The organism is Arcobacter sp. CECT 8989, assembly GCF_004116715.1.
Taxonomy (GTDB): domain Bacteria; phylum Campylobacterota; class Campylobacteria; order Campylobacterales; family Arcobacteraceae; genus Halarcobacter.
In genome coordinates this window covers 17,216-41,245 of sequence record NZ_PDKE01000016.1, presented here as the reverse complement: position 1 = coordinate 41,245, position 24,030 = coordinate 17,216, and the positions used below count along the sequence as shown (strand labels likewise).

The 24,030-nt window shown below is 24.5% G+C and carries 21 protein-coding genes and 2 pseudogenes; 10 read left to right on the top strand and 13 right to left on the bottom strand.

Annotated features, from left to right (window positions below):
- Window positions 1-375 precede the first annotated feature (375 nt).
- Both CRV02_RS13100 and CRV02_RS13095 read left to right on the top strand, forming a co-directional pair.
- The gene (locus CRV02_RS13100; protein ID WP_129090707.1) at window positions 376-5,856 is read left to right on the top strand and encodes an RNA-directed DNA polymerase; all 5,481 of its coding nucleotides are present in this window, start codon (window positions 376-378) and stop codon (window positions 5,854-5,856) included.
- A 270-nt stretch (window positions 5,857-6,126) separates the two neighbouring features.
- Window positions 6,127-7,220, top strand: a pseudogene (locus tag CRV02_RS13095) (IS3 family transposase).
- Window positions 7,221-7,896: 676 nt separating this feature from the next.
- On the opposite strand, the gene CRV02_RS13090 reads toward CRV02_RS13095, so the two are convergent.
- Entirely contained in the window at window positions 7,897-8,082 is a 186-nt protein-coding gene (locus CRV02_RS13090; protein WP_129090706.1) for a tyrosine-type recombinase/integrase, read from the bottom strand.
- Window positions 8,083-8,149: 67 nt separating this feature from the next.
- Between CRV02_RS13090 and CRV02_RS14870 the strand changes: the two genes are divergently transcribed.
- From CRV02_RS14870 to CRV02_RS13080, 3 genes are all read left to right on the top strand, one after another.
- Window positions 8,150-8,305, top strand: coding sequence for a hypothetical protein (locus CRV02_RS14870; RefSeq protein ID WP_164969005.1), 156 nt, complete (start codon window positions 8,150-8,152; stop codon window positions 8,303-8,305).
- A gap of 1 nt (window position 8,306) precedes the next feature.
- A complete protein-coding gene (locus tag CRV02_RS13085) occupies window positions 8,307-8,585 on the top strand; it encodes a hypothetical protein (RefSeq protein ID WP_129084439.1) in 279 nt (92 codons plus the stop codon).
- Window positions 8,586-9,238: 653 nt separating this feature from the next.
- Window positions 9,239-9,433, top strand: a complete 195-nt coding sequence (locus tag CRV02_RS13080; protein WP_129090705.1) for a hypothetical protein — start codon at window positions 9,239-9,241, stop codon at window positions 9,431-9,433.
- Between the two features lie 107 nt (window positions 9,434-9,540).
- Here CRV02_RS13080 and CRV02_RS15060 read toward each other — a convergent pair whose 3' ends face one another.
- Together CRV02_RS15060 and CRV02_RS13075 are read right to left on the bottom strand one after the other, a co-directional pair.
- Entirely contained in the window at window positions 9,541-9,666 is a 126-nt protein-coding gene (locus tag CRV02_RS15060; protein WP_258239309.1) for a hypothetical protein, read from the bottom strand.
- Between the two features lie 57 nt (window positions 9,667-9,723).
- Window positions 9,724-9,966 (bottom strand): helix-turn-helix transcriptional regulator, encoded by a 243-nt coding sequence (locus CRV02_RS13075; RefSeq protein ID WP_129090704.1) that lies wholly within the window; start codon window positions 9,964-9,966, stop codon window positions 9,724-9,726.
- Between the two features lie 137 nt (window positions 9,967-10,103).
- Between CRV02_RS13075 and CRV02_RS13070 the strand changes: the two genes are divergently transcribed.
- The 3 genes from CRV02_RS13070 to CRV02_RS13060 are packed head-to-tail and all read left to right on the top strand — an operon-like array spanning window position 10,104 to window position 11,802.
- Window positions 10,104-10,586 (top strand): hypothetical protein, encoded by a 483-nt coding sequence (locus CRV02_RS13070; protein WP_129090703.1) that lies wholly within the window; start codon window positions 10,104-10,106, stop codon window positions 10,584-10,586.
- A 13-nt stretch (window positions 10,587-10,599) separates the two neighbouring features.
- Window positions 10,600-11,205: a complement resistance protein TraT gene (gene traT / locus CRV02_RS13065; protein ID WP_129090702.1), complete on the top strand. Its 606-nt coding sequence runs from the start codon at window positions 10,600-10,602 to the stop codon at window positions 11,203-11,205.
- 15 nt (window positions 11,206-11,220) lie between these two features.
- Window positions 11,221-11,802, top strand: coding sequence for a hypothetical protein (locus tag CRV02_RS13060; RefSeq protein ID WP_129090701.1), 582 nt, complete (start codon window positions 11,221-11,223; stop codon window positions 11,800-11,802).
- A gap of 345 nt (window positions 11,803-12,147) precedes the next feature.
- Here CRV02_RS13060 and CRV02_RS13055 read toward each other — a convergent pair whose 3' ends face one another.
- The 3 genes from CRV02_RS13055 to CRV02_RS13045 all read right to left on the bottom strand — a co-directional run bounded on the left by CRV02_RS13055 (window position 12,148) and on the right by CRV02_RS13045 (window position 15,734).
- Window positions 12,148-13,260 (bottom strand): tyrosine-type recombinase/integrase, encoded by a 1,113-nt coding sequence (locus CRV02_RS13055; RefSeq protein WP_129090700.1) that lies wholly within the window; start codon window positions 13,258-13,260, stop codon window positions 12,148-12,150.
- On the bottom strand, window positions 13,241-13,951 hold the full coding sequence (locus CRV02_RS13050) for a hypothetical protein (RefSeq protein WP_129090699.1): 711 nt from the start codon (window positions 13,949-13,951) through the stop codon (window positions 13,241-13,243). The genes CRV02_RS13055 and CRV02_RS13050 overlap by 20 nt, the downstream gene beginning before the upstream one ends.
- 163 nt (window positions 13,952-14,114) lie before the next feature.
- Window positions 14,115-15,734: a hypothetical protein gene (locus CRV02_RS13045; RefSeq protein WP_129090698.1), complete on the bottom strand. Its 1,620-nt coding sequence runs from the start codon at window positions 15,732-15,734 to the stop codon at window positions 14,115-14,117.
- A gap of 137 nt (window positions 15,735-15,871) precedes the next feature.
- On the opposite strand from CRV02_RS13045, the gene CRV02_RS13040 reads away from it, so the two are divergent.
- Together CRV02_RS13040 and CRV02_RS13035 are read left to right on the top strand one after the other, a co-directional pair.
- On the top strand, window positions 15,872-16,828 hold the full coding sequence (locus CRV02_RS13040; protein ID WP_129090697.1) for an SIR2 family protein: 957 nt from the start codon (window positions 15,872-15,874) through the stop codon (window positions 16,826-16,828).
- Complete coding sequence (locus CRV02_RS13035; RefSeq protein WP_129090696.1) at window positions 16,818-19,568, top strand: hypothetical protein; 2,751 nt, start codon at window positions 16,818-16,820, stop codon at window positions 19,566-19,568. Before CRV02_RS13040 ends, CRV02_RS13035 begins: the two co-directional genes overlap by 11 nt.
- A 36-nt stretch (window positions 19,569-19,604) precedes the next feature.
- On the opposite strand, the pseudogene CRV02_RS13030 reads toward CRV02_RS13035, so the two are convergent.
- The 7 genes and pseudogenes from CRV02_RS13030 to CRV02_RS13000 all read right to left on the bottom strand — a co-directional run.
- Window positions 19,605-19,769: pseudogene (locus CRV02_RS13030) on the bottom strand (HU family DNA-binding protein); the annotation flags it as partial.
- Between the two features lie 34 nt (window positions 19,770-19,803).
- Window positions 19,804-20,256 carry a hypothetical protein gene (locus CRV02_RS13025; protein WP_129090695.1) on the bottom strand — a complete coding sequence of 151 codons (453 nt, stop codon included), beginning with the start codon at window positions 20,254-20,256 and terminating at the stop codon, window positions 19,804-19,806.
- A 101-nt stretch (window positions 20,257-20,357) separates the two neighbouring features.
- On the bottom strand, window positions 20,358-21,164 hold the full coding sequence (locus CRV02_RS13020; RefSeq protein ID WP_129090694.1) for a hypothetical protein: 807 nt from the start codon (window positions 21,162-21,164) through the stop codon (window positions 20,358-20,360).
- A 386-nt stretch (window positions 21,165-21,550) separates the two neighbouring features.
- Window positions 21,551-22,669 carry an HNH endonuclease signature motif containing protein gene (locus tag CRV02_RS13015; RefSeq protein ID WP_129090693.1) on the bottom strand — a complete coding sequence of 373 codons (1,119 nt, stop codon included), beginning with the start codon at window positions 22,667-22,669 and terminating at the stop codon, window positions 21,551-21,553.
- 140 nt (window positions 22,670-22,809) lie between these two features.
- A complete protein-coding gene (locus CRV02_RS13010; protein WP_129090692.1) occupies window positions 22,810-23,322 on the bottom strand; it encodes a hypothetical protein in 513 nt (170 codons plus the stop codon).
- Entirely contained in the window at window positions 23,319-23,795 is a 477-nt protein-coding gene (locus CRV02_RS13005; RefSeq protein WP_129090691.1) for a hypothetical protein, read from the bottom strand. Before CRV02_RS13005 ends, CRV02_RS13010 begins: the two co-directional genes overlap by 4 nt.
- Window positions 23,792-24,025, bottom strand: coding sequence for a hypothetical protein (locus CRV02_RS13000; RefSeq protein WP_129090690.1), 234 nt, complete (start codon window positions 24,023-24,025; stop codon window positions 23,792-23,794). Before CRV02_RS13000 ends, CRV02_RS13005 begins: the two co-directional genes overlap by 4 nt.
- Window positions 24,026-24,030 lie beyond the last annotated feature (5 nt).

Genomic DNA, 24,030 nt, shown 5'->3' with positions numbered 1-24,030 from the left:
GCCGCTCGTGCTTCGCTATGCTTTTTGCCGTCAGTGATGTGAAGCGTTAAGTTACTAAACCTCTTACTTTTGAAGCAGTTTTTACTAAAAAGTAGCTTGTTCCAAAAAGAGTTGGAATTTTGATCATGTTCAATAAGTACAGGTTGTTGAACAGTCTATAAATATTCTTATAACTCACCTTTGGGACAATTTATCTATCATTTTTTGTGTCTTATTTTCTGTTGACAGATCAGAACTCTTAAAATATAACTTTTAAAACAAGAAACTTTTTGTATAATATCAAACATTATCATAATAGTAATATAAAATGTACTTATAGCATATATTTATTAATTCTATTAATCCCTTAATGATATAGAAATTAAAGAGTAACTAATGAATAATAAAGAATTAATTAATAAAATTTCTAACCAACTATTTGATACCTTTGTAATTAATAGAAGATATTTTGCTATTCAAAAATTTGGATACTATGTTGCAGAACGAGGTTGTATTAATGAATATACCATAAATAGGATATTGCAAAATAAAGAAAGCTTTTTATGTTATCAGGAAGATTTTAATTTTATAAAATGGATATGCTTTGATTTTGATATTAATAAAGAAATTCATGAAAGTGAAGATTATCAAAAAAATAAAAAAAAATTATATACACAATTAATTCAACAACTTTCCAAACTAATTAGCTACTTAGAACAAAATAAGATTGAATATTTATTAGAATACTCAGGTAATAGAGGTATTCACTTATGGATAGTTTTTGACGAGTTTATTACGAGACAAGAAGGTTTTTTAATTTTTAAAAGTATATTAACAAACTCAAATTTAGAATTAGACAGTAAATTGTTTTCACTTGATAAATATCCAAAAACAATATTATCTAAAACAAAAACTGACAAAGGAATAGGTGTAAAGATTCCTTTATCATTCCATCAAAAATCATTAAAGTATTCCTTATTATTAAAAAATCTAGATAACTTTGATATTGAAAAATTGAATATAAATGAATTTACTGATGGCTTTCTAGAAGAACAACATAATATATTATCTACATATGTAAAACAAAACAAAGATACTTTATTCTCTAAATTAGGTATAACTCAAGAATCTATGGAAGAGGAAAAGTTAAAAATAAACTATTTAGATTCAAAGGATATATACTTTGATAATATAAAACTAGATGAAATCATACAAAAGCTAACACAATGTGAGCATTTAAATAATATATTTTCAAAATCAAGGCCATCAGAAAAAGAAGCTAGAGTAATAGTAGGATTGCTGGGACAGTTGAAACTATCAGATAAGCCCTTAGGAAAAACTCTATTGCATAAATATTTTATGTCAAGGGAAAGAGCAAATGAAACTATCATAAAACAGAGATTAAAATTTTCTAATAGATTATGCCCTCCAACTTGTGATTTTTTTCGAAATGAATATAATAAAGAATGTTCTTGTGATAATATAGAACAAACACCACTTCAACATTTAGACAATTTTAATTACTTAAATAAAAATGTATTTGAGATTGATGAAGATTTATTTAGGACTATTGTAAAATCTCAGATTAAATATACTAAAAGAAACGATGAAGTTGCATTATTCCATATTATTAATAGTTTGTATAAATCTCAATATCATTTAATTTCTCAGGAGATAGAATCTTTTCTAACTGATGATTATAAATTTGATGATACTTATAAATTTAATAGAGAAGAGCAAGACAAAATAAGAAGGTTGTACTCTTTAAGCGCAAAAGATAAAGTAATTACAACATTTTCAATAAAAGTACTTGACTCTATTTTTTATAAAAACTCATCGTCAAGAAGCTACGGCTATAGATTTAACCCATCATTTAGAAATCATGAAATATTTGAAAATTGGTTTAAGCAATGGAATATCTATATTAGTGAACTTAAAACAATAATATACTCAGAAGATTTTCAAGAATATCAAATTTTAAAAATTGACTTGAAATCTTTTTATGATAAAGTTGATTTAGAAAAACTTCAGATAGAGCTTAATCACGAGATTAATAGTAACTATTCAAAAGAATTAATTGGTGATACTGAAAAAGATATTTATATTAATATCATTAGAAATCTAATCAAAATCACTAAAAAGATAAATAACAATTCATCAAAAGGTTTACCTCAAGGACCTGCTTATGCAAGGTATCTTGCAGAACTATACCTGTCTTCATTGGATAAAGTAATAGAAAATAAAATTCAACGAGATGGTTATTATTTTAGGTATGTAGATGATATATTTATTATTGTAAAAGATTCGAGTTTCTTAGATGAGATATATACTTATGTAAAAAGTCATTTAGATACAAAATATTTAACTCTTAATGATAAAAAAGAATACAAAGGTACAATAAAAGGATATATAAAAGAATTTTCTCAATATATCGATAATACAAAATACTTTGTTGATAAAGTATCAAAAAATCAAGATATTAAATCAAAGTCTACTATTCATAGTGCATCAACAAAACTAATTGAATTAGTAGAGGATAGAGAAGGAAATATAAATGAAAATAATTTAACTTTTCTATTTACTCATTTAGATGATGTTGAACTTATTAAAAATAAAAAAACAGAATTAGAAGCATATATTATCAATATGAGTAAGGGTAGAGGTTCTTTTTTTAATATTTTTTGGAAATATTATTTTGATAGATATAAACTTAATGATATTAATTTTAATTTACTTTATGATTTAAAAGAATTAAAAAGGATTACATTATTAAATAGAATACTAATAGTACTTAAAAATACTGATCAAGATTCATTAAAAAACTTAAAGAAATTACTAGACTATTATTTAACTTTAGAATTAACTAAAATTGAAAAGCTCTTAATTCTAGAAATTTATGTACTTGATAATACACTATATAACAATTATATATTAAATAAAATTGGTGAAGATTTCTCTATATATAATGATTTAATGCTTTCAGAATTTAGTAAAAAATTACCTCCTGAGGTATTAGATAAAATAACTTCAATATTGTTAAGTGTTGATGAGAAAGATAGATTAGATTATTTATATAATATTATGCTGTTTTCAGAGAATGAGGAAACTGATTTATTATATAAATTGTCAAAAATATTTGTAGATACGATTCATTCTTTAATAAAAAATCATATTGATACAAATACATACTTATATAATAAAACTACGACAATAAAATATATTCAATTATTATATATATCTTCTCTATTTTATAATGAAGATTTAAAATCTTTTGAAAATAGAATAGTTTTAATTTGGCAAAACTTATTCTCAAATATTAATAGGGAAAGTTTTATAAGTCAAAAAGATATTGACTATCTTTCATATTGGACACTTAAACTTAACTCAATTTCTTTAAATAAAACAAATATTAATTTTATTATGCCTTTAATCAAAGATGAAAAACATAATATTTTAACAAAATATGATTCTGATACATATGGTATTCTTACAAATTACTTTGATTCTTTAATAGAGTTAATATACATATCCAATAACAATTCTATTTCTGAAGACAAAGATTTAAAAGAGATAAAAAATATATTAATTAATGATAAAAATGTAAAATATCTTGAGTGGCTTGATGGAAGTGAGTCAATCTTTTACCCTTCAAAAGATATTTGTTTAAGAAATGCAATATTTAATGATATAACAATTTTATGGAAAAAAAATAAAATTTTAGTGAGATTGAAAAATGAATTGACATTAGCTGAAGATTTACCTTATACAAATGAAGAGGTTTCTCAAGAACTAATTTTTGATAAGAAGTATAAGACGATTATATTTGATTTTAATATAGAAGATTTTAAAAAGCCATATGATAAACTTTATCAAAATATTTTTGAACTTCTAATAGATTTAAATGAAATACACAAAAACTTAGATAAGTTTTCTAAAAAATATTTTGATAGTGAATCTATATTAATAAATCACTTTTATGAAAACTTTTTTATAATGAATGATAATACCTCTCCTTTAATTGCATATGATGGATTTAATAAATTTTTTATTACAGATAAAAGCTATAGTCCTAAAAATAAAAGTAACTACTTTAAATATATGGAAGAATTAATACAAAGTAAACAATTAGATTTCTTTTTTAATGATACATCAAAGATTTTTACAAGTTTCTCAGAACACTTCTTTCCTAAAGGCGATTTTTCTGATACAAATGAAAAACTTGAATATTTAAATATTTTTATTGAGAAAATAAAATTAAATATACCTACTAATATATTTCAGATGGAAGAATATTTAATTAATACAATTATTCAATATTACAAAAATACTGAAGTAGATAAAAACTTTTATGATATTATTGAAATTTATTTATCTTTTAATAGGAATAAAGAAAATAAAAAGTTCATTATTTTTGATAATAGAGGAACTATTCAGGATATTAATTTAAAAATGTTTATCAATAGTATATCTTCCTCATTTGAAAATAGCGAGCAACTTGCTATACTTTGGTCAAATGAGTGTACTAAAATAGATAAGAAACTTCCTAATATCGAAGACTTTGAAAAAAGTACTATTGATTATAATGTGACTGATGAAGAATTTGAAGTCATTATCAATGGGGTAACATTATCTTTGGATAGAATTAAATATAATTATCTGGATGAAGATAATGCATTATTCCATGAATTAACTCCAGATAAACTAGATATTATTAAGAATAATCTTACTTATCATACACTAAAGGAAGATGTTTATAATATTGTTATAATATCTCCAATAATTCGAAGGACTTTTGAAATTATAAAAGATAGGAATAGTCTTTTTAATTCTAATAAATTTGATTATCTATTCAAACCTTTTAAAAGTTTAAATGAATTAAGACACTACCCAGATTTTGATAATGCAGTAAAAGTTTTGGATAATCATTACCATTATAATGAAAAATTTGATGGGATTGATTCAATTAGACACCATTTATTTCAATGGCTTAAAATCTTTAATAATGAAGATGAAATATTAGCTATATTACATATTATTGCAAATCATAAATTTATATCTAAAAAGGATAGTACTGATTTCGTATCTAAAATATTACAATATAAAAATAAAAGCTATTTAATTACTACATTAAAGAATCCAATCGATAATAACGGAACACATAGGTTAGTGAATTTTAAAACAGAAGAACCTGACTTATGGAGAAAAACAGACCTTAAGGATTTTCCAAAAGCATTATTAAAAAGAAATTCAAAAAAACTTGTTCTTTTATTTGATGTTAGTATTTCAGGTAGTCAAATAATTAAAGCATTTTCTAACTATTACTTGTGTGAAAATATAGATAACTCTAAATCGAATAAGTTTGTTCAGTTTTTTAGAAGTATTTTAAATTATTTTAATCCTAAATACATATTAGAAGAAGAAGCTGAAAAACAAGATTATTATAAAATTGATACTACTAAATATGATATATTTAGAGAAACTTTATTGTCTCAAAAAGAGATTGTATTTTTATGTGGTTTATATACAGACTATGCTGAGAATGAGATAAGAAAATATTTTGATAGTATAGGATTTAAAAATAAAATATATTTTGATGGGAAAAAAGAATCTTATAATAATTGTGTTTTTAATGGATTAAAAGGGAAGAGTGAATTTAACAAATTTAAAGAAATTGTATCTAACGAGGAGTTTATTTCAAAACATTTTAATATAAACTCTAAATATAAGAAAGACTCTGAATTAAATGAAAAGGATGGTCAAATTGTAAAAAGAAACTTGATTGCAAGATTTAATTCTATGCCTAAAAAAAGATTCTTTCTATTCACTTCCGTTCCTAAGAACTATAAATACTCTCTTTTTCAACAAATGAAAGATTAAAAACTTGATCCGTCAATAGAAAATAGGATAAAAAAACTCTAGATACTCTTTTCCTAAATCTCTAAATTTTGGAACAAAATTAGAAAATCCTATTTACTGGCTTTATAACCTTTATTTAGAGATATAATTTGTTCCAAAAAGTATTCAAGAAGTATAATTTATAGATTCTCTCAAACTCTTAGGACTTTTTGAACAACTTGTAAGCCTCCCCAAATATTGGACTAAATAAAACAGAATAATTCTGCTAAAATTTATTTAGGAGAATTGTAAATGAGAAAGAGTAAATTTACAGAGAAACAAATAATTGAAATCTTAAGAGAGATAGAAGATGGTACACCAGTAGTTGAAACATTAAGAGCTAAAGGTGTGAGTAGAGATACATACTATAAATGGAAACAAAATATAGTGGTATACAACAAACTGATTTAAAAAAGCTAAGAGAACTTGAAAAAGAGAATGCAAAGTTAAAAAAGATGTATGCAGAGATGGCATTAGCCAATGAAGCTTTAAAAGATGCAATCGAAAAAAAGCTGTAAGTCCTGCAGATTATAAAGCCTTAGTAAAATATATATGTGATAAGTTTAAGTTTAGTATCTCAAAGGCTTGTAAATATGTAGGACTTAGTAAATCAACATATTACTATGAACCTAAAGTAAAAGATGACACAGAGCTAATTGATGTTTTAAATAATCTAGTTGATAAATATCCTAGAAATGGTTTTTTCTTGCTGTATCATAGGATTCGTAAACTTGGATATAAATGGAATCATAAAAGAGTTTATAAAGCCCTTGGATTGAATATAAAAAGAAGAACTAAAAAAAGGATACCTACAAGAATAAAACAGCCATTACAATATCTATGCTCTCCAAATGAACAATGGGCTATGGATTTTATGTCCGATACACTTTATGGTGGAAGAAGATATAGAATATTAAATATTATGGATGAATTTAATAGAGAGCTTATAGAGTTTGAAGTATCAAATTCACTTCCTTCAAATAAAGTTATACAAGCACTGCAAAGGGCAATTACCAAAGTCAATAAGAGTAGATAATGGTCCAGAATTTATATCTCATAAGCTTGAATCTTATTGTTATATTCATAATATTGAGCTAAAGTTTATTCAACCAGGTCGTCCTATGCAAAATTCAAGAGTAGAAAGATTTAATGGATCTATGAGAAGAGAGTTTTTTAATGCTTACATCTTTAGCTCACTAAATGAAGTTAGAGATATGGCTAAAGAGTGGATTGATGATTATAATCATAATAGACCACATACAGTTTTAAATAAATTAAGTCCAATTGAATATTTAGAACAGTACAATTTAAAAGCTAATTATTCTGATTTAAGCTGTCCTAATTAAGGGGAGGCTTACAAGTTTAAAGATTCATCTAATCTACTTTCAAATAATATTGCTAACTGTAAAATAGTTAAAGACTAATTCTAAATTGGCATTGTTCATTTTTTAGAAGACTTCTGAATAGCTATATATAGAAGCCTGAGTTTTAGAAAAAGCACTTTTGGTTTTAATAAGCTTTTTAAACTGTCTATGAATCGGCTCAATAATAGTAGTATATTGTGACTATCTAACTAATGCATCTTTGTGTTGTACTAACATGATTATTTATGCTTATGTGAGTGTTTTTGAGATTTTTTATTTAAATCTTTAATTAAGAAAATAACTAATACAGCTACAGAAAACATTGTAACAGCTAATATATACTCAGTCATTTGTAACCTCCAGTTTTTTTAATAGTTGTTTCACTTTTAAATGTAAGTAAATTATACCTATAATTAAAACAAAAAATCAAAAAAAACTGTTGCTACTTGCAATAATAAACCTTCTATTATTAGTGTTCCCTTGATTATCCAACCAACTATATTTACAATAATTGCAACATAATCAACACCAAATTTCTACAAACATTGCCTGATGTTTCATTACCTTCACAAGCATCTATAATGAAAAACTCTTACTAAAACCCATGAAAATTTTTAGATAATAGCTTTCTTAGAGATTAAATTTTTTTGCAGTAATTTTATCTAACCAAAGAATTTTTTATTTGATTATCAGTTGGTTTTATATATCCAAGTGTTGTGCTAACATTTTTATGACCAATAAAATTCGAGATAATCTTTATATTAATAGATTTACTTCCCATTTCAGTAATTAAGCCTTGTCTAAATGAATGTGAAGTGAATCCTTCTCCAAGTATTTCTTTCATTTTAGAGTTTACCTGTTGTATAAAAACAATATTATTAATACCTGTTTTTTTACTTGTACTTTTATGTATGATTTTATTTGAATCATCTTCTATAGTAAAGTCAAATAACTTATTTGATTGTGAATATATTGAAGATAAAGCAGGTACAAATAGATTTAAACGTCATATTTATAGAAATGCAATAGAAGATATGAAGTTATTAAATAAGTCATTGGAGTTGTAAAATGGGTTATGGTGATAAGTTAAAACAAAATTCTGCAAAAATACAAACTAATGAAAATGTATTAGATAATAAAAAAATCAAAACTAAAAAGCCATCAGGAAGACCTAAAAAAGCAAATGATGAGGTTAGAAATGTTGCAATACCAATTGCTCTTAACCAAAAAGAAAAAGAGTGGATAGAAAAACAAGCTTTAAATATGTCAAAAGAGATAGGTATAAAAATTACTACATCAGCTTGGATGAGAATGGTACTATTAAAAGATATGGATAAAAATAGTTAATTACTAAGGAATAGACAGAAAAGAGGAAGGTTTAGTAAAACAGTTCGCCTAAAAATATCTATCCTTAGATGTTCAATGTAATTTTAGCGAATTATTAAAGACTTGTAAAGTATATGTATTGGACTGATAAAGTAATTAGATTTTTTAATTAATGTGAATGTTTTTAAGTAAGAATGGGTTTATTTATTTAGTTTTTTTATGAAACCAATCATTAAACCAATGATTCAAGCATCATTATAATTGCTACAGTTTCATTTGTCATTTTAATCTCCATTTTATTAAAAAATTTGTATATCTTTATATCTATCTTGATTATAGCAAAAATTTTTTTGTATATTATTTTGTAAAATTGTATAATTTATTAAGTTAATTTAGAAAATAAGCTAGTATTATAATATGAGTTTTGAAATATTTAGTGAAAAATAAGTATTGATAGAATGAATAATGCTATAAATATTAACAAAAATTTTATTTGCATCTATTGCATTTTGATAAGAGAAATAAGTACTTAAAAAATAATAATAGAAAAGGTTTGATCATGGACTCATTTATTACATTTATTCCAATGTTAATTCTTGCATTTATTGGTATAACATATACTTTAGGCCACAATGAATATTTAAAACAAAATAAAAAAACCAATAGAAAATAAATTGAAATACTTAAATAAATATACTATTATCTTTGTATTTTTAATAGTTCCCTCAGCAATTCTTTTTAATATTGATGATAAAAATGCATTTTTTATGGGATTGTTTTTATTTATTAGTGGACTTTTCTTTGCTTTTTCACTTTCAAATGAAAAAAGAAATAGAAAAATCATAATTTTTTTAAATAAACTATTTTAATACTCTTTACAAGAATAAAACTTTTTGATAGAATTGTCATTGAACATCTTAGTATAGATATTTTTAGGTGAACTGTTTTACTAAACCTTCATCTTTTCTATCTATATCTAAGTAGATATCTTGTCACTATTTAATTTTTCTCTTTTTTCAGATTCTTTTTTTCCTATTACAAGTAATATTCCAAAAAGTGCAACAATTCCTATAACTATATTAAATTGTGTATTAGGATCCATATTTTTCCTTTTTATAATCTTAACATAGAATATTTAATAAAAGGACTATTCTCTCAGTTATTTTAAAATATCAGAAAGTTCAATATTTAAAATTTTACTAATTTTGTAAAGGTGCTCTATTGAAAAATGATGTGTACTTATTTTAGGATTTTCTGCATGAGATATAAAACTTGAGTTTTTTAGTCCTAACTCTAACGCTAAATCTAGTTGTGATAAATTTTTTTCTTTTCGTAGTTCTCTAACTTTCAAAGAAACTTTATTATGAAATTCATAAATTTCATCTTCTGTAAAATCAAACAATAATTACCTTTTACTTATATGTATAATTTATTAAGAATTTTATACCAATAGATAAAAATGAGATAATACATATATGTATAATTTAAGTGTAAGAATAATTTTTATATAATAAAAATCTTTATATTTGAAGGATAATTATGAGTGATGATAGTAGTAGCCTTGGAGATATGATTATAGCTGGTATGATTATGTGGGCATTAATTTTATCTATTCCAGTTGCTGTAGCTGGAGACTTAGGGTTTTTAGCTTTAATGAAAATAGGAGTTCTTAATAATGCGCCAAAACTTTTATATATATTAGCTTGGTTTGTTCCTGCTTTACTTTATGGATTTTATGTAAAGAAATTGATTTCAAAGTATTTAACACAAGATTCTTTTGGAATAGGATTACTTATGTATGCACAAGGGTTTTTGTTATTAGGAATTATTGCACTTAATACTGATGGTGGTGTTATTATTTCTAAACTAATAATCTCTGGGCTTAATTATTTTTTTGGTGGTGGTTGGTTAACCGATTATGGATTGATGTTTGGAATTAGTGGAGTATTATTTTTACTTGGATTTAAAGTTTCAAGAAATTATCCTATTGTAAAAAAACGAGTTAGAAAAAGATATATTTAGAAGAAGGAATTAAATGATAAAAGTTAAATTACTACTTATATGTTGTATCACTTTTTTATTTACAGGTTGTGCAACTATGGAAATGCAAAAACAAGCAAAACTTACAAAGCCTATACAATTAGATAAAAGTGAAATGAAAAATTCTTCTATTTATCTACAAGTAAATAATATTGAAAAAGGTGGTGGAGATAATATTAATCTAAAAGATAAACTATCAACACTTTTAAAACAAAAAGGTTATTCAATTGTAAATGAATCAGCAGATTCATCAATTAAACTTTTTGTAGATGTATTATTTGTAAATAACATAAAAGAGGCTTTTGCTTTACAATCAGCATTAGGTTATGGGTTAACTGGTACTGCACTTAAATATTCAGCAACAGGAAGTGGTAGTGATGCCCTTGGTGTTGGTTTAGTTATGGCATTAGGTTCGGGTATTGCAGGAAAAGCTTTAGAAGATGAAACATACAGAGGTATATTTGCAGTAAAGGTTGAGAACAAAGATAAAGTTCATACCACAAAAGTATTTACTGAAGTTATTCAAATGAACCTAGATAAAAAAGAGGCATTTACTGCTCTTGAAGATATCTCTTCAAAACAAATTTCAAATATATTTTAATAGACAAGGATAGTTATGAAAAATAGATTATTATTAATTACTTTACCAATGTTATTGGTATTTTTATTTGCAGGTTGTGGTTCCAAGCATGGACATGCTTATTATGTACCTAAAGATATGAATAAATGTACCGTTCATGCAAATAAGTATAGAGTTAGTAACTCTTATTGTACTTTAACTAAAGAGTATGCCTTAATTAATATAACAGGTATTGGAGAAAGTAGTATGTTTACAATTCCACAATATAATAATTCAACTGCAGCAGGATTACAAGTTGCAGCAGAAGCAACATTAAAAAGAAATCGAAATTATTTTGCAATAGCTTATCCTCCTAAATTATCTAATTTTGATGGTTCTTTAATCAACACAGCAAAAGAATATTTTGAAAAATGTGAAATTAATACTGCAAATGTATTAAGTTTTAATACAGATCCTTGTCAATTACATTACAAGCCAAGAGTTGTTGAATTAGTGATTGAAAGTTACAAGGAAAGACCAGAAAATGTTTTAACTTATGATGCAAAAGAAGTACTACAGTATTTAAAAGAAGAAGAAAGATACGATCCAGAAAGTTCTTTAGGTAAATATAAACTTTAAGATGTGGAGCTTTCCTCCATATCTTTTGGCATAATCTTTTATAATAACTTCAATTCTATATTTTGGAATGCTATTGTTCTTAGGTAAATATCTTTATATGAAGGATCTAAAGAATAAAATAATAGCTTATAATACTTTAATATGGAAAAAAAGGTTTATAATACTTCTAGTTACAAATTATCATAAAAATTAATTAAGAGTTACTAGAATCATATTTTCCTATTGACAAGAAAATTGCTATTGCTAAAATAATGAGTGTAATGGTTTCAATTGTAAACATTATAATTCCTTATTTATATTATATCAAACAAAGAGAAAAAAAGAATATTAGAATTAGATTTGCTATTATAGTTTAGATCCTAAAATTATATTTACTCTCTCACTCATATCTTTTACAACTTTTTCATTTAAGTGAACATATTTTTTTGTAGTTGAAATATCTTCATGAGCTAAATAAGCTTGTAATTTTGAAATATCATAACCTGCAACTACATTAAGCCAAGTAGCACATGAATGTCTAAGCATATGTGGACCATTTTTTTCCTTTTTAGGAATATTAGCCTCTTGTAGTACATTTTCAATTATTGTATTAAGATATCTATCATTTAATTTTTTTCCAGTTCTAGTAGTAAAAAGATATTCTGTATCAATCAATACAAGATTATTCAAATCACTTTCTATTATATTTTTTGCAATATAAACATATCTTTTTTTATTTCCTTTTCCAATAATTGCTATCTCATATGAATTCCCACTTTCCTTAAAATCACTCTTTTTAATATCAGTTAGCTCACTAACTCTTATACCTGTAATTAATAGTATCTTTAACATCACTCTGTTTCTATGTTTACTGTTTCTTTTCCAATTTATTTTATCTATTGTACTAAGGAATAAATCAAACTCACTATCTGGCTTTAAATATGCAAGTGGCTTTCTTTCTTTTTGAATAGATTTAACTAGTGTTCTATCAAGTTTAAAGAAATGTGAATCACCATTTTTTATATAATTCTTTGATTCAATGAACTGTAAAAAGTTTTTTATAGCTACCAAAATATCTTTTTTGTATGTAGAGCTGTAAGATTCTAATTCATTAACTAGAAAATATTTAATAGTATTATTCTTAATGTTTGTAATACTTTGAATATTATTAGCAATCAAGAAATCATAAAATTTTATATTTGGATTGAAATAACTTTTTGGTCCTTTAAAACCATTCCTACCCATTGCATTTATGACTTCTCTCATTTCATCATTATCACTTGCTTTATTAAATTCTTTTATCAATTGTTTGTGTAATTCAAGATTAATTATTTTTCTTCTACTTTGGGTAGAGAATACATTTCTCATGTATGGCTTGAACCAATGATAGAAATTTAGTTCAAAATTTGCAAAAGGTTCAAACTCTATTAAATCATCATCAAATATGAAAGAACCTAAATTATTTTCGTTTTCTACCATTCTTTTTATTCCTTTTTTTCATATTTTTACTTACACTTGGTACTTTATATTTAGTATCTATAAGTTTATTCACCATAAATAAAGAGATCTCTTGAATGGCTTTAATAGGGCTATTCTTTTGAAGTTTAAAAAAGCTTTCATCCTCATTTTTAGATGCTCTTGATATTTTAATAGATAAGTTGTTGTAGATATCCATAACTTTAGATAATTCTAAATTTTGAATATATTCAAACTTATTAAAGTTATAATTTTCTTCTTTTAAATCACAAATTATTGAAAAAGCTAATAATTCAGGCATCCAAAATTGATTACCATCTTTGTCTTTTTTTAGGATATAAGTTTTTGATAAGTAAGTTCTTGTAAGAATATCATAGAAGTAAGCTATAGGCTCAATTAGACTTACTTTTCTTTGCCAAGCTGCATCTTTATTTGCTGATAACATTATATTGTCTATAATATGTGCAGATAAAATTTCTTCAGATAAATAGGAATGAATATCTTTAGTTAATTCTAAAATGTACTTTTCATCACTTTGATCTGGATTAGAAATTAAAGGTTTATCAATTCCTTTTTCAATTGCATTTATATATTGACCTAATAAATTGTGAACTGCAACAAGAGCAGCTTCTTCTTTTATATTTTTGACACTACAGTTTTTTATTCTTGTTAACTCTAGTAAATTATTTCTCAAAAGTCTACCTTATTCAATGAATTTGATAAATTCCAGAAATTATAACAAAAAAATCAAGGAATGACAATATTAATACGGAAAATATAGTATTTTCCGTATTAAAATATAAAAAGCTTCAAAAAAAGGTTTTTATATTAAATACTTTACAGTTAGTTTAGTAAAATCATTTTTGAACAAAAGAATTTTCCGTATTAATTGATACTGTTTTATTTAAAGTATTTTTTATGAAATCTTGAAACTCTTGGTTCACTATTTTAGAGTCAACCTCATCATAATAATTTGTTCTTATAAATTTCCCAAATGCCAGGTTATCTTTTTTATGAGAAGTATAAAAATGTTCAATAACTTTATCTAATGAACTTGATTTAATATTGAAGAATTCTTCAAGTGCATGAATGTTAGTTAAAATAATTTCTTCTGGACAACTGTTATCAAAACCTTTTAATTTATATAAGGTACTGTCTAATAACATAGGATGATTAAAGAAGTATGCAATGAATTTATAAATCTTTTTACCATTGTAATTTTGTTTATATGTTAGATAGTTATTAATATTCTCAAGAGATTTATCTATATCTTTTATCAGTCTTGAGAAATCATAGGTATCATAATTCTTTAAAGCCTCTAATATATTAAAAGGTTTAGATTTACATTCAACAAATATTACAAAGTTTTCAAACTCAATGATTACATCTGGAGCATCTAGTTTCTTTTTTTTGTTTGGTTTTCCATCTTCTTTTAATGGATAATATATCTCATCCCCATATATATCAGCTGCAGTAGTATGTTTCTTTGCAAAGTCTCTAATATATCTTTCTAATGCAGGACCATGTATTCTTGAACGAAACTCTTTTATTTTTGTATTCTCATAAAAATACATATAAAGTCGTTCTAATTTGCTACTTTCTAAAAAAGAGCTATATGATATCAAAAAAATATACTCTTTGTTTTTATCTGTAATAAATGGATAGTGAAAACTTACTTTAGGTAAAAACCTATCAATTGTCTGTAACTTATCGAATGAAATAAAGTCATTATTCTTTTCAGGAGATTTTTTTCTTAAGAAGTTATATTTGTTTTTAAACTCTTTTTCATCAATAAGAATAAAGTCTAAAAATTTATCTACTTTCTCTTTTGTAATACCATTTATATTATTGGTATATTCATGAAAATTTTTAAGAGGATATGCAATTGCTACTTTATCATACTTAATAAAGTGTATAAAGAATAGTATAGTACAAATACATAACTCTTCTAAACTAATACCTATTTCATCTACACAAAATTGATTTACTTCAGGATAGTCTTTATATAATGTTAAAAGTCTCAATACTTCAAGTTGATAATTTGCTGTTTCTTGAACTGAAAATTGCTCATAGGCATAAAAGAACATAAATTTATTAATAAACTCTTTATCCTTTACATTAAAATTACCAGACTCAATTGTAGAATTATATAAGTGATTAAGTATATATCTTTCATTATATTTATGATTTATTTTTAGATTAGGGTTTGATTGTACAACAATCTTCTCTGCAATATATGGAATAAAAATTTTTAATGAGAATAATGATTCTTTAGGAAAAGGACTATCATACCTAGCATTATAATCATATGAGTCTTTAATCCATTTACAATTTAATGCATCGAATCTTAATAGCATCAAATATAAGCTTTTTGTAAATGAAACTCTTCCTAAAAAGTTTTTCATTTGTTTTACAGTCATAGCTCTATGTGATGAAGTTTTTTTAGACATCTGATTAATAAAATTATCTATATTCATAATAAATTATAACATAATTAAAATATCTTAAAAGTATTTATTGATAAATTTATTATTATTATTTTAGCTCTAAATAGATAAAATATAATAAAATAAATTAAACAATTTTTAGGTTAAATAATTGATGATAGGTATTTATGATAGCACAAGATTTTAAAAAAATCTCTGAAAAAAACTTTGAAATTCTTTTAGAACACTATAACAATAATGATAAAAAATTATTACCTTTTTTAGGATCTGGAATATCTACTCCTACAGGAATAAGTAACTGGGTAAATTTACTTGTTGATTTAGGTAAGTTAACTAAGAAGTACAACAATAAAGAGTCATTAGAAAAGATGATTAAAGAATTAGGCTATCCAAAAACTGCTTCAATTATAAAAGATGAGATCAATAATGAAGATAAATACAAAAGTTTTTTAGTTAATCAATTTGAACCAAAAAATACGTTAACAACATCTACAATTATTAAAATAATGATTAAATTTTTTTCAGTTGTTACAACTAATTATGATACAACATTAGAAGAAGCTATTAAAACAATTAATTTTATATATTCGGAGAATAGTATTTCTAATGTTGAATTTAATACCCAAGACTTACCTGACTTGAGTACTTCTCTTTTACTTGAAAAAAAGAATATTGTTTATCTTCATGGTTATAAGAGGAATAAAAACTTCTTGTTAACAGAAAATGATTATAGATACTTTTATCCTAGTAATTATGGTGGGGAAGGCTCTGAAGATTTAGAAGAGTTTCTTAGAAGTATAATCAAAGATATGAATTTAGTTTTTATGGGTTTTAGTTTTAAAGATAAGGACTTTATGAAATTCTTTAAAAATAGAATTGAAAAAATAAGACTAAATAGAGTAAGAAATGATACAAAAGGATACCAAAGTAAAAATGTAGAAAATTCTCATTTTGCATTTATCAAATTAAAGGATAAAGGGGATGAAGAACAATATAAAATGCTTAATGACATGAATATAAAACCAATCTATTATGAAGGAAATTATTCAAACTTAGAAGATTGGCTTCATCAAATCAAGAAAATTGAAATAAAAGATAATCAAGGATATCCAGATGCAATCTAATTTTTATGAAATAGTATATGAAGTAGACAAATACCTGGCTAATCCAATACAAAATTCACTAAATGAAATTCTAAAGCTTTTTCCACAAACAGGAATAAAAAGGTATTTCTGGAGAGAGCTTATAACTAACGATAAACTAAACCATGCTAAATGGTTCAATATATTAGTTGATAATAATTTATTTAGTTTAAAGACTTCAAAAGAAACAGAAATTATTCATAGTAAGCAATATATAAATTATTGGCAAGAAATCGAATATCTTGAGAAGATATGCAATAACTACTTAAATAAACAAAATGCAAAAATTCTAAATGACATTGTTAATAACTTAATTGAAGAATACTATGATTTAATTAAAGAAGGGTATGAACTTCATGAACATATTTATTGGATTACTTTTAAGATCTTTGCACACAATAAAGTAGAATATTTAAATATTAAACATTTAGAATTTATTGAGTTTATACTTGAAAGAAATGATAAAACACTTATATCTGCAGATTTAAAAAGTGAATTTCATGATAAAGTTTTTGAAACAAAGAATGTAGAATTTATTACTAGATATTTTGAATTATTATTCTCTTTCACTTATAAAGATGATGAGTTTACTTCATTAGTAGAGCTTTATTGGTTAGAAGAATTAACAAAAGAGATAGCATCTATAATACCTGTTGAATATCAGCAATTAGTATTAAAAATAGTACTGGATAAAATCGAAAATATTATAAATATAAAGAAATTCAGTTTTGACTCATTTTTGATTCCTAGTATTGAACCAAGTACTCAAGAAAGATATAGTTCTTCAAAAGTTTCAAAAGTATTAATAGATTTTACTAGAGATTTACTTGAATCTATGGATGCTCAATTAATATCAATGAATATCAAAAAAATGTTGACTGAAGGATATGATATACATAAAAGACTTGCTATTCATATCATTAACTATAAATATGAAGAATTAAAAAATATATTCTGGAGTATTGACTATAATCCTATTGATAACTCAGAATTGAATCATGAGTTATTTATGTTATTCAAAAATCATGTAAATGAATTTTCTATTAAGGAATCTGAACGAATCATTGAATGGAATGAAACACAAGATTTAGAATATTTGAAAGAATATGATAACTATAAGAACTTGATAAATAAAGATAAGCGAAAAATATTATATGCATTTAAAAATGCTCATGAAGATAATATATTGAAAAAAGATTTTGAAAAGTATAATAATGCATTAGATTTTGATGAAGAACATCCTGAATTTAATTCATATTTTAGTGGTTTTACTGAAAGAGGCTCAAAAAGTCCTTATTCAATAGAAGAAATCTCGAATATGGAAATAAGTGAATTAGTAAAAGAAATTAAATCATTTAAAGAAAAAGAAAGTACAAGTTTTAATAATCCTACAATAAGTGGGTTTGCATCAGAAATAAAATTAGATATAGAAGAAAACTATGTAAAATATATTGATAACTTAGATTTTCTGGTTAATATTCCATCAAATTATCATTATTATATTTTAAGTGGATTAAACTCAAAAATATATAGTTACACAAAAGAAGAATTAAATTTATATATTGAATACATAAAGAAAGTTATCTCATTAAAAGAGGTAGATAATAAGTACAATGAATTAGTAGCAGTATTTGAAGATTTTATAAGAAAAATCTCATCTACTGAAAAGGTTGTAAAACTAGATAAAGAACAAGTCAATGTAATAATTACTATATTTAAAGATTTGAGAAATAAAATTCAATACTATTCATCTGGTAATGAAAAAAAATCTGATATTTTAAATAGTAATGAAGGACAATTTTACACATCAATAATAGTATTTTCATTAAAAGTTGCAAGAGATAAGTTGCATGATACAAATGCAGTAATTTGGCATAACGAATTAAAGCAAATTATATTAGAAGATTTAGAAATTAAAAAGTCATTTCATCTTTTTGAAGTCATGGGTAGATATTTACCCAATATATATTATTTAGATAAAGAATGGATTGAAAATAAATTAGAGGATTTATTTATTAAGTCTAGTGATATCTATAGATCTTCTCTATATAAAGGTTATCTATCTAACCCTACAGTATATTTAGATATATATACAGATATTAAAGATATTGGTGCATTTGAATTTATGTTAAATATGGATTTTGAAATAGATAACTTAAACAAAAAAGTTATTGAGCTTATTTGTATTGCATTTATTACTGATCATGATAATGATTTGATTTATGATATAGTTAAAGATGGTAAGACCGAACAAAAGAAGTTAATAATAGACTTTTTTAAGAGTAATAGAAATGAAAGTGTAGACATTGAAAAGCATTTAATCCCATTATGGAAAGAATTTTTAAATTCGCTAGATAAAAAGGAAACTGATCTATATATAGGACTATTCAGTTGGATGAATAAACTAAAAACTATTAATAATGATACTTATAAATTAATACTAGAGACTATTGAAAAAATTGATAGTTTCCCTAAACAGTATACTTATGAAATAGCTAGAAAGATATTTGATTTTATTCCTGAAAACACTAAAAAAATAGCTATTATTCTTATTGAATTATTAAAGAAGTTTGATATTAGCTTTTATCAAACAGCTAAATTGATAGAATCAATTGAAAAAATATATAAAGAAGGTTTAATAGAAGAGGGCAATGAGATATCAAATCTTATTGGTCAAAATGGAAACTATGCATTAAAAGAAGTATATATTAAATATAATTGATAAAAATATAATATGGAGCCTTACGGCTTGTCCATATTACTTCGCCACTGCTTCTTTTAAAGCCTTACCTACTTTAAATTTAGCAACTGTAGTAGCTGCTACTTGAACAGTTTTGTCAGTACCAGGAACTTTTGCAGTTCTAGCAGCTCTAGCTGCAGTAGAAAATGTTCCAAATCCAATAAAACTAATTGAATCTTTTTTAAAATTTATAGCTCTTATTATATAAAATTTTTCTTTATAAACCTAATGAATTTAACTCAAAAAGCTTGTTATCAATGGTATTTGCTAAATTTTCAATAGCATCTTTAATAGAATTAAACTCTAACATAGTATAAGCTATACCAAGAGGCTTATTGTTAATATTTACGTTAATATAATATACATTATCCTTAGTATTTACAAATATAGACTTCTTTTGATTAGTGTCTTTAGCATATCTTGATGCTGAGGTATCTGCATACTTACCATAGCTGCTTCTACCAGTTACTAAAAGTTCATTTATTGCATGACCTAAAGTTCTAAGTTCTAATGGTGAAAGAGTAATTGATATTTTATCTTCAGAATTAAAACCTTTTACAACATTAAACCATATAATACAACTGTAGTATACTTGATTGTTTCTACCTTCTATTTTTTCTAGTTTAGTTGTAAAAGATACAGAATGAGCTTTGTTACTAAAATTAACCATTATCTTCTTCTAAACAACATTGAGATAATTCTAATTAAAAACATAAATCTTCCAAACCCAAATAAATAAAGCATTGCTCTTAACATAATGAATCCTTTTTATTAAAAATCTTTAAAACTATATTTGTGAATTTTATTTGCATATTTTAAAAATTCATTCCACTCATTTTTAAAACCATCTTTAGGACTAACAAAGAAGCCTTTAAACACTTCAAAACCTTCTTTAACTACTTTGTCTACCTTTTTATCTTTTCTACCCTCAAAATCAACTATAGCAGGTTTATACCATAAGATATTTGGAACTTGTTCTCTTAAGTGTTCTTGAATACCTGTTTTCTCTGTAGTATGAAAATATATAGTAGGTTTTATCTTTTGTACTTTCTTTGTTGTATAAGAACTGTTGAACTTTTCTAAGTTCTCTATAACAAAGTTAAATAGATCAGACCTAGCTTTAATTTCATTCTCTGTTTTTTCTGTAACTTCACTAATAAAGCTCTCTGAATAATTACCCTCTTCTAATAATTGAGTAACAGTTAACCTTTTTTCGTTTATCCATACAGGAAAAGAACTACTAACTCTTTTATGGACATTCTCTTTTGAACTAATGTAGACATATTTCTCTTTAGTAGTCAACTTGTAATCAATGCATGGATAATCTTCATTTATAAGCTTCATAATGTCAAAAAGAGGTTTAGCAATTTTTTTAGCTCTCTTTTCATTTAATATGATTGCACTATTTTTGATATAAAGAAGTTCTTTGTATGTATCATCACCAATTAAATAGATATCTGCATTTATCCATCTAAGAAAAGAAACATCATCTGCTGACTCTAAGATTTTAATTGTCATTTCTTTTAAATCATCAGTTTGCTTTTTTACTTCTTTATACCCTATTCTTTCATTAGACATTTTATATCCTTTTGATAATATACATTATAACAATTTAACAATATTGTGTCAAATACTATTAAGTAATCTAACCATTGCACAAACCTCATCTATATACTAATGAACCATCATACACTAAGCCCTTTCAATACAAATCGCTCCCCTCCCCCTTTTTTCCTTTTCTCTTTTTCTCCTTTTCCTCTGGGTGCATCATTTAGGAAAGGTCATTGTGTGAGGACTGTGCATCATGTGAGTTTGGAATTTTCTTGAGTTCAATCCTGGTCTTGTAATAATATGAGTGAATGTGATGAGGTGTTAAGTGGTTAGATTACTTAATAGTATTCTAGTATATACTTGCCTTTATTAGTCCATTTATTAGTATAATGAGTGATAGATCTTATTTGATTTTATACCTTATAGTTTTTATAAATTTCTATTAAATCTTTTATTGTTTCAGTAATACCAAATACTTTTAACTCAGACTCTCTCTTTTCAAACAATGATATTAACATTTGTTCTTTATCTTCAATTTTTGCATGATGTATTTTTCTGTGGCATCCTGGACACAAAGAGATTATATTTGCAGGAACATCTAAACTATTATAGATTCTGTCTTGTGCACTTAAAGGAAATAAATGATGTGCTTCCATGTACTGTTCATTTGTTGCATTAGAAATAAATGTATTATGCTCACTATTAATCTCGCATTTATAATTTGCATTTACTAATGATTGTTTTGCATATGAAGCATTTCTTGGATATTTTCTAGTTCCATTACATTCTTCTTTATCAGGTGGCTTCTGAGGTTTTCTTTCTGGAGCTAAAGGTGTTATGTTCTCAAAATCATTTTCTAATAAATTATCAAGTTGTTGATCATCAAAATATTTTTTTGATTCTAAGGAGTAAATGTACTCTAATATTTTTACACTTCTATAATCATTTATAAAAAGATACTCTCTAAAATATTCGCTTCTACTATATTCTGAATACTCATAAATTTTGTCATAATCTATCTGGTCCACTTCTTTTAAATTATAAAAATAGTTTAATTGGTATTTAGGTTGTTTTTTATTTTTTTCGATGTTTGTAATTAAACCTTTTGCAAAAACATTTCCACTTTTAACAAATAGAACAATTGCACCAACTGATTTTTTCCATTCTTTTTCATACAGAATACTTTCTGCCCATCTGTTATAGTTATCCTTTAAAAACTCTTCTTTTGTGTAGCGATTACCAATAGGTTGAATTATTACAGGCATACTCAAATAATCAGGAACAATAAAATATTCTTCAGGAGTAGCACTCTTATCTACTTTTATATTTTTATGAAGTTTATTTCTCGATAGTTCTGCATTAATTGAGCCACAAAGTTTTTCAAACGAAGGTGTTTTAGTTTTAGTGTGGTTTTTATCATAGTCTGGATATCTTTCAGTATATCTTTGAGCTAATTGCTTTTCTGAAGCTCTTCCATTAAAATCTTCTTTTAATATAATGTAACATCTATCTTTTATTGTTTTTTTTTCCATTTTCTATCTTTTTGAAGGGTGCTAGTAATTTTTGTTACTTACAGTATATAATAGATAAGTTTTTGATTTGATTTATTGAAATAAATTAATTAGTGTGAAATACGAACAGCTAGAATTATATTAATTCTAGCTATGTGTTTTTATTTAGATGTAGTTTCTTTTGGTGTATTCTCTTTATAGAACTTTTCTTTATTTTTTTTAGCTTCTTCTTCATTTTTTCGTTCAATGTGAAAAACAGAACTTTCTAATAAGTTCAAAAATATATACACATATTCATGACCACTTATCTCTATTTTATTTTTTGCAATTTCTTCAATATGTTCTATTGTGTCATTAATTTCATAATCTGGTAAATAAATTTTTCTTTGTGAATTAATTATTGCAGGGAGTCTAACACTTTTATAATAATCTTTAATTAGTAACTGTTTTTTTAAATATTTTGTAAAATTATTCAATTTCTTATATTCAAGTCCTTCAATCTCTTCATCTAAATCTTTTTTATAATTAACTTCATATTCAATATCTTGATAATCAAGTGCTTTTTTAACATCTTCTAATTTATTCTCGTATTTATCTAATCTTGTTGTTTCTCCACAACCACTAAACCCTAGTACAATTATTGTTAACAAAATGGTTAAAATACCTTTTTTCATTTTTCTTCTCCTTTATTAAATTTATATTTAAATTCATCTCGTAACATTGATACATCAGGTTCTCCTTGCCCTTTTATAAAACGAAGTATATTTCTTAATCTTTCCGTATTATCTAATAATTCTTTTAGGTCGTATTTTTCTGATATATTTTCTCTGCCATAATCATTTATAGATTCTTCTTTTGTAGAAAACATAAATTCTTCAGTTCCTCTCATCATTCCAGTAACCAATAATGTTCTTGTTACAATAATAGGCTTTAAAAATGGCTCTAATGTTAATTCTTTAAAAAATTCTTCACTTGTAAATTCTGCATACATTTCATCTTTAGAACTTATAAAGCTTTTAAAAATAAAATACTCTGCATCCTCTAAAAATGAAAAAGTATTATCATTAGCTGTCATATAAAAAGAGTCTAACTCTTTAACCTTCCCTTCTTTATACAATAGTTTATTTTCATCTTCTTTAATATTCATATACTTTCCCCTATATATTTTTTTATTAATTCTTTTATGTCGTTTTCTAACTCTAACTCTTTTTCAGTAGCAATTGAAACTGACTCTAACGCAATAAAATATTTTAATAATTTACTACCAGTGTATTTATCATTTATCTTATCAAATTTTTGAATCTTTCCTATATTTAAAAATTCCTCAATATCTTCATCCGTGAAATACTTTTCTAAAAGGCTAAATATTTTTCTCACTTACT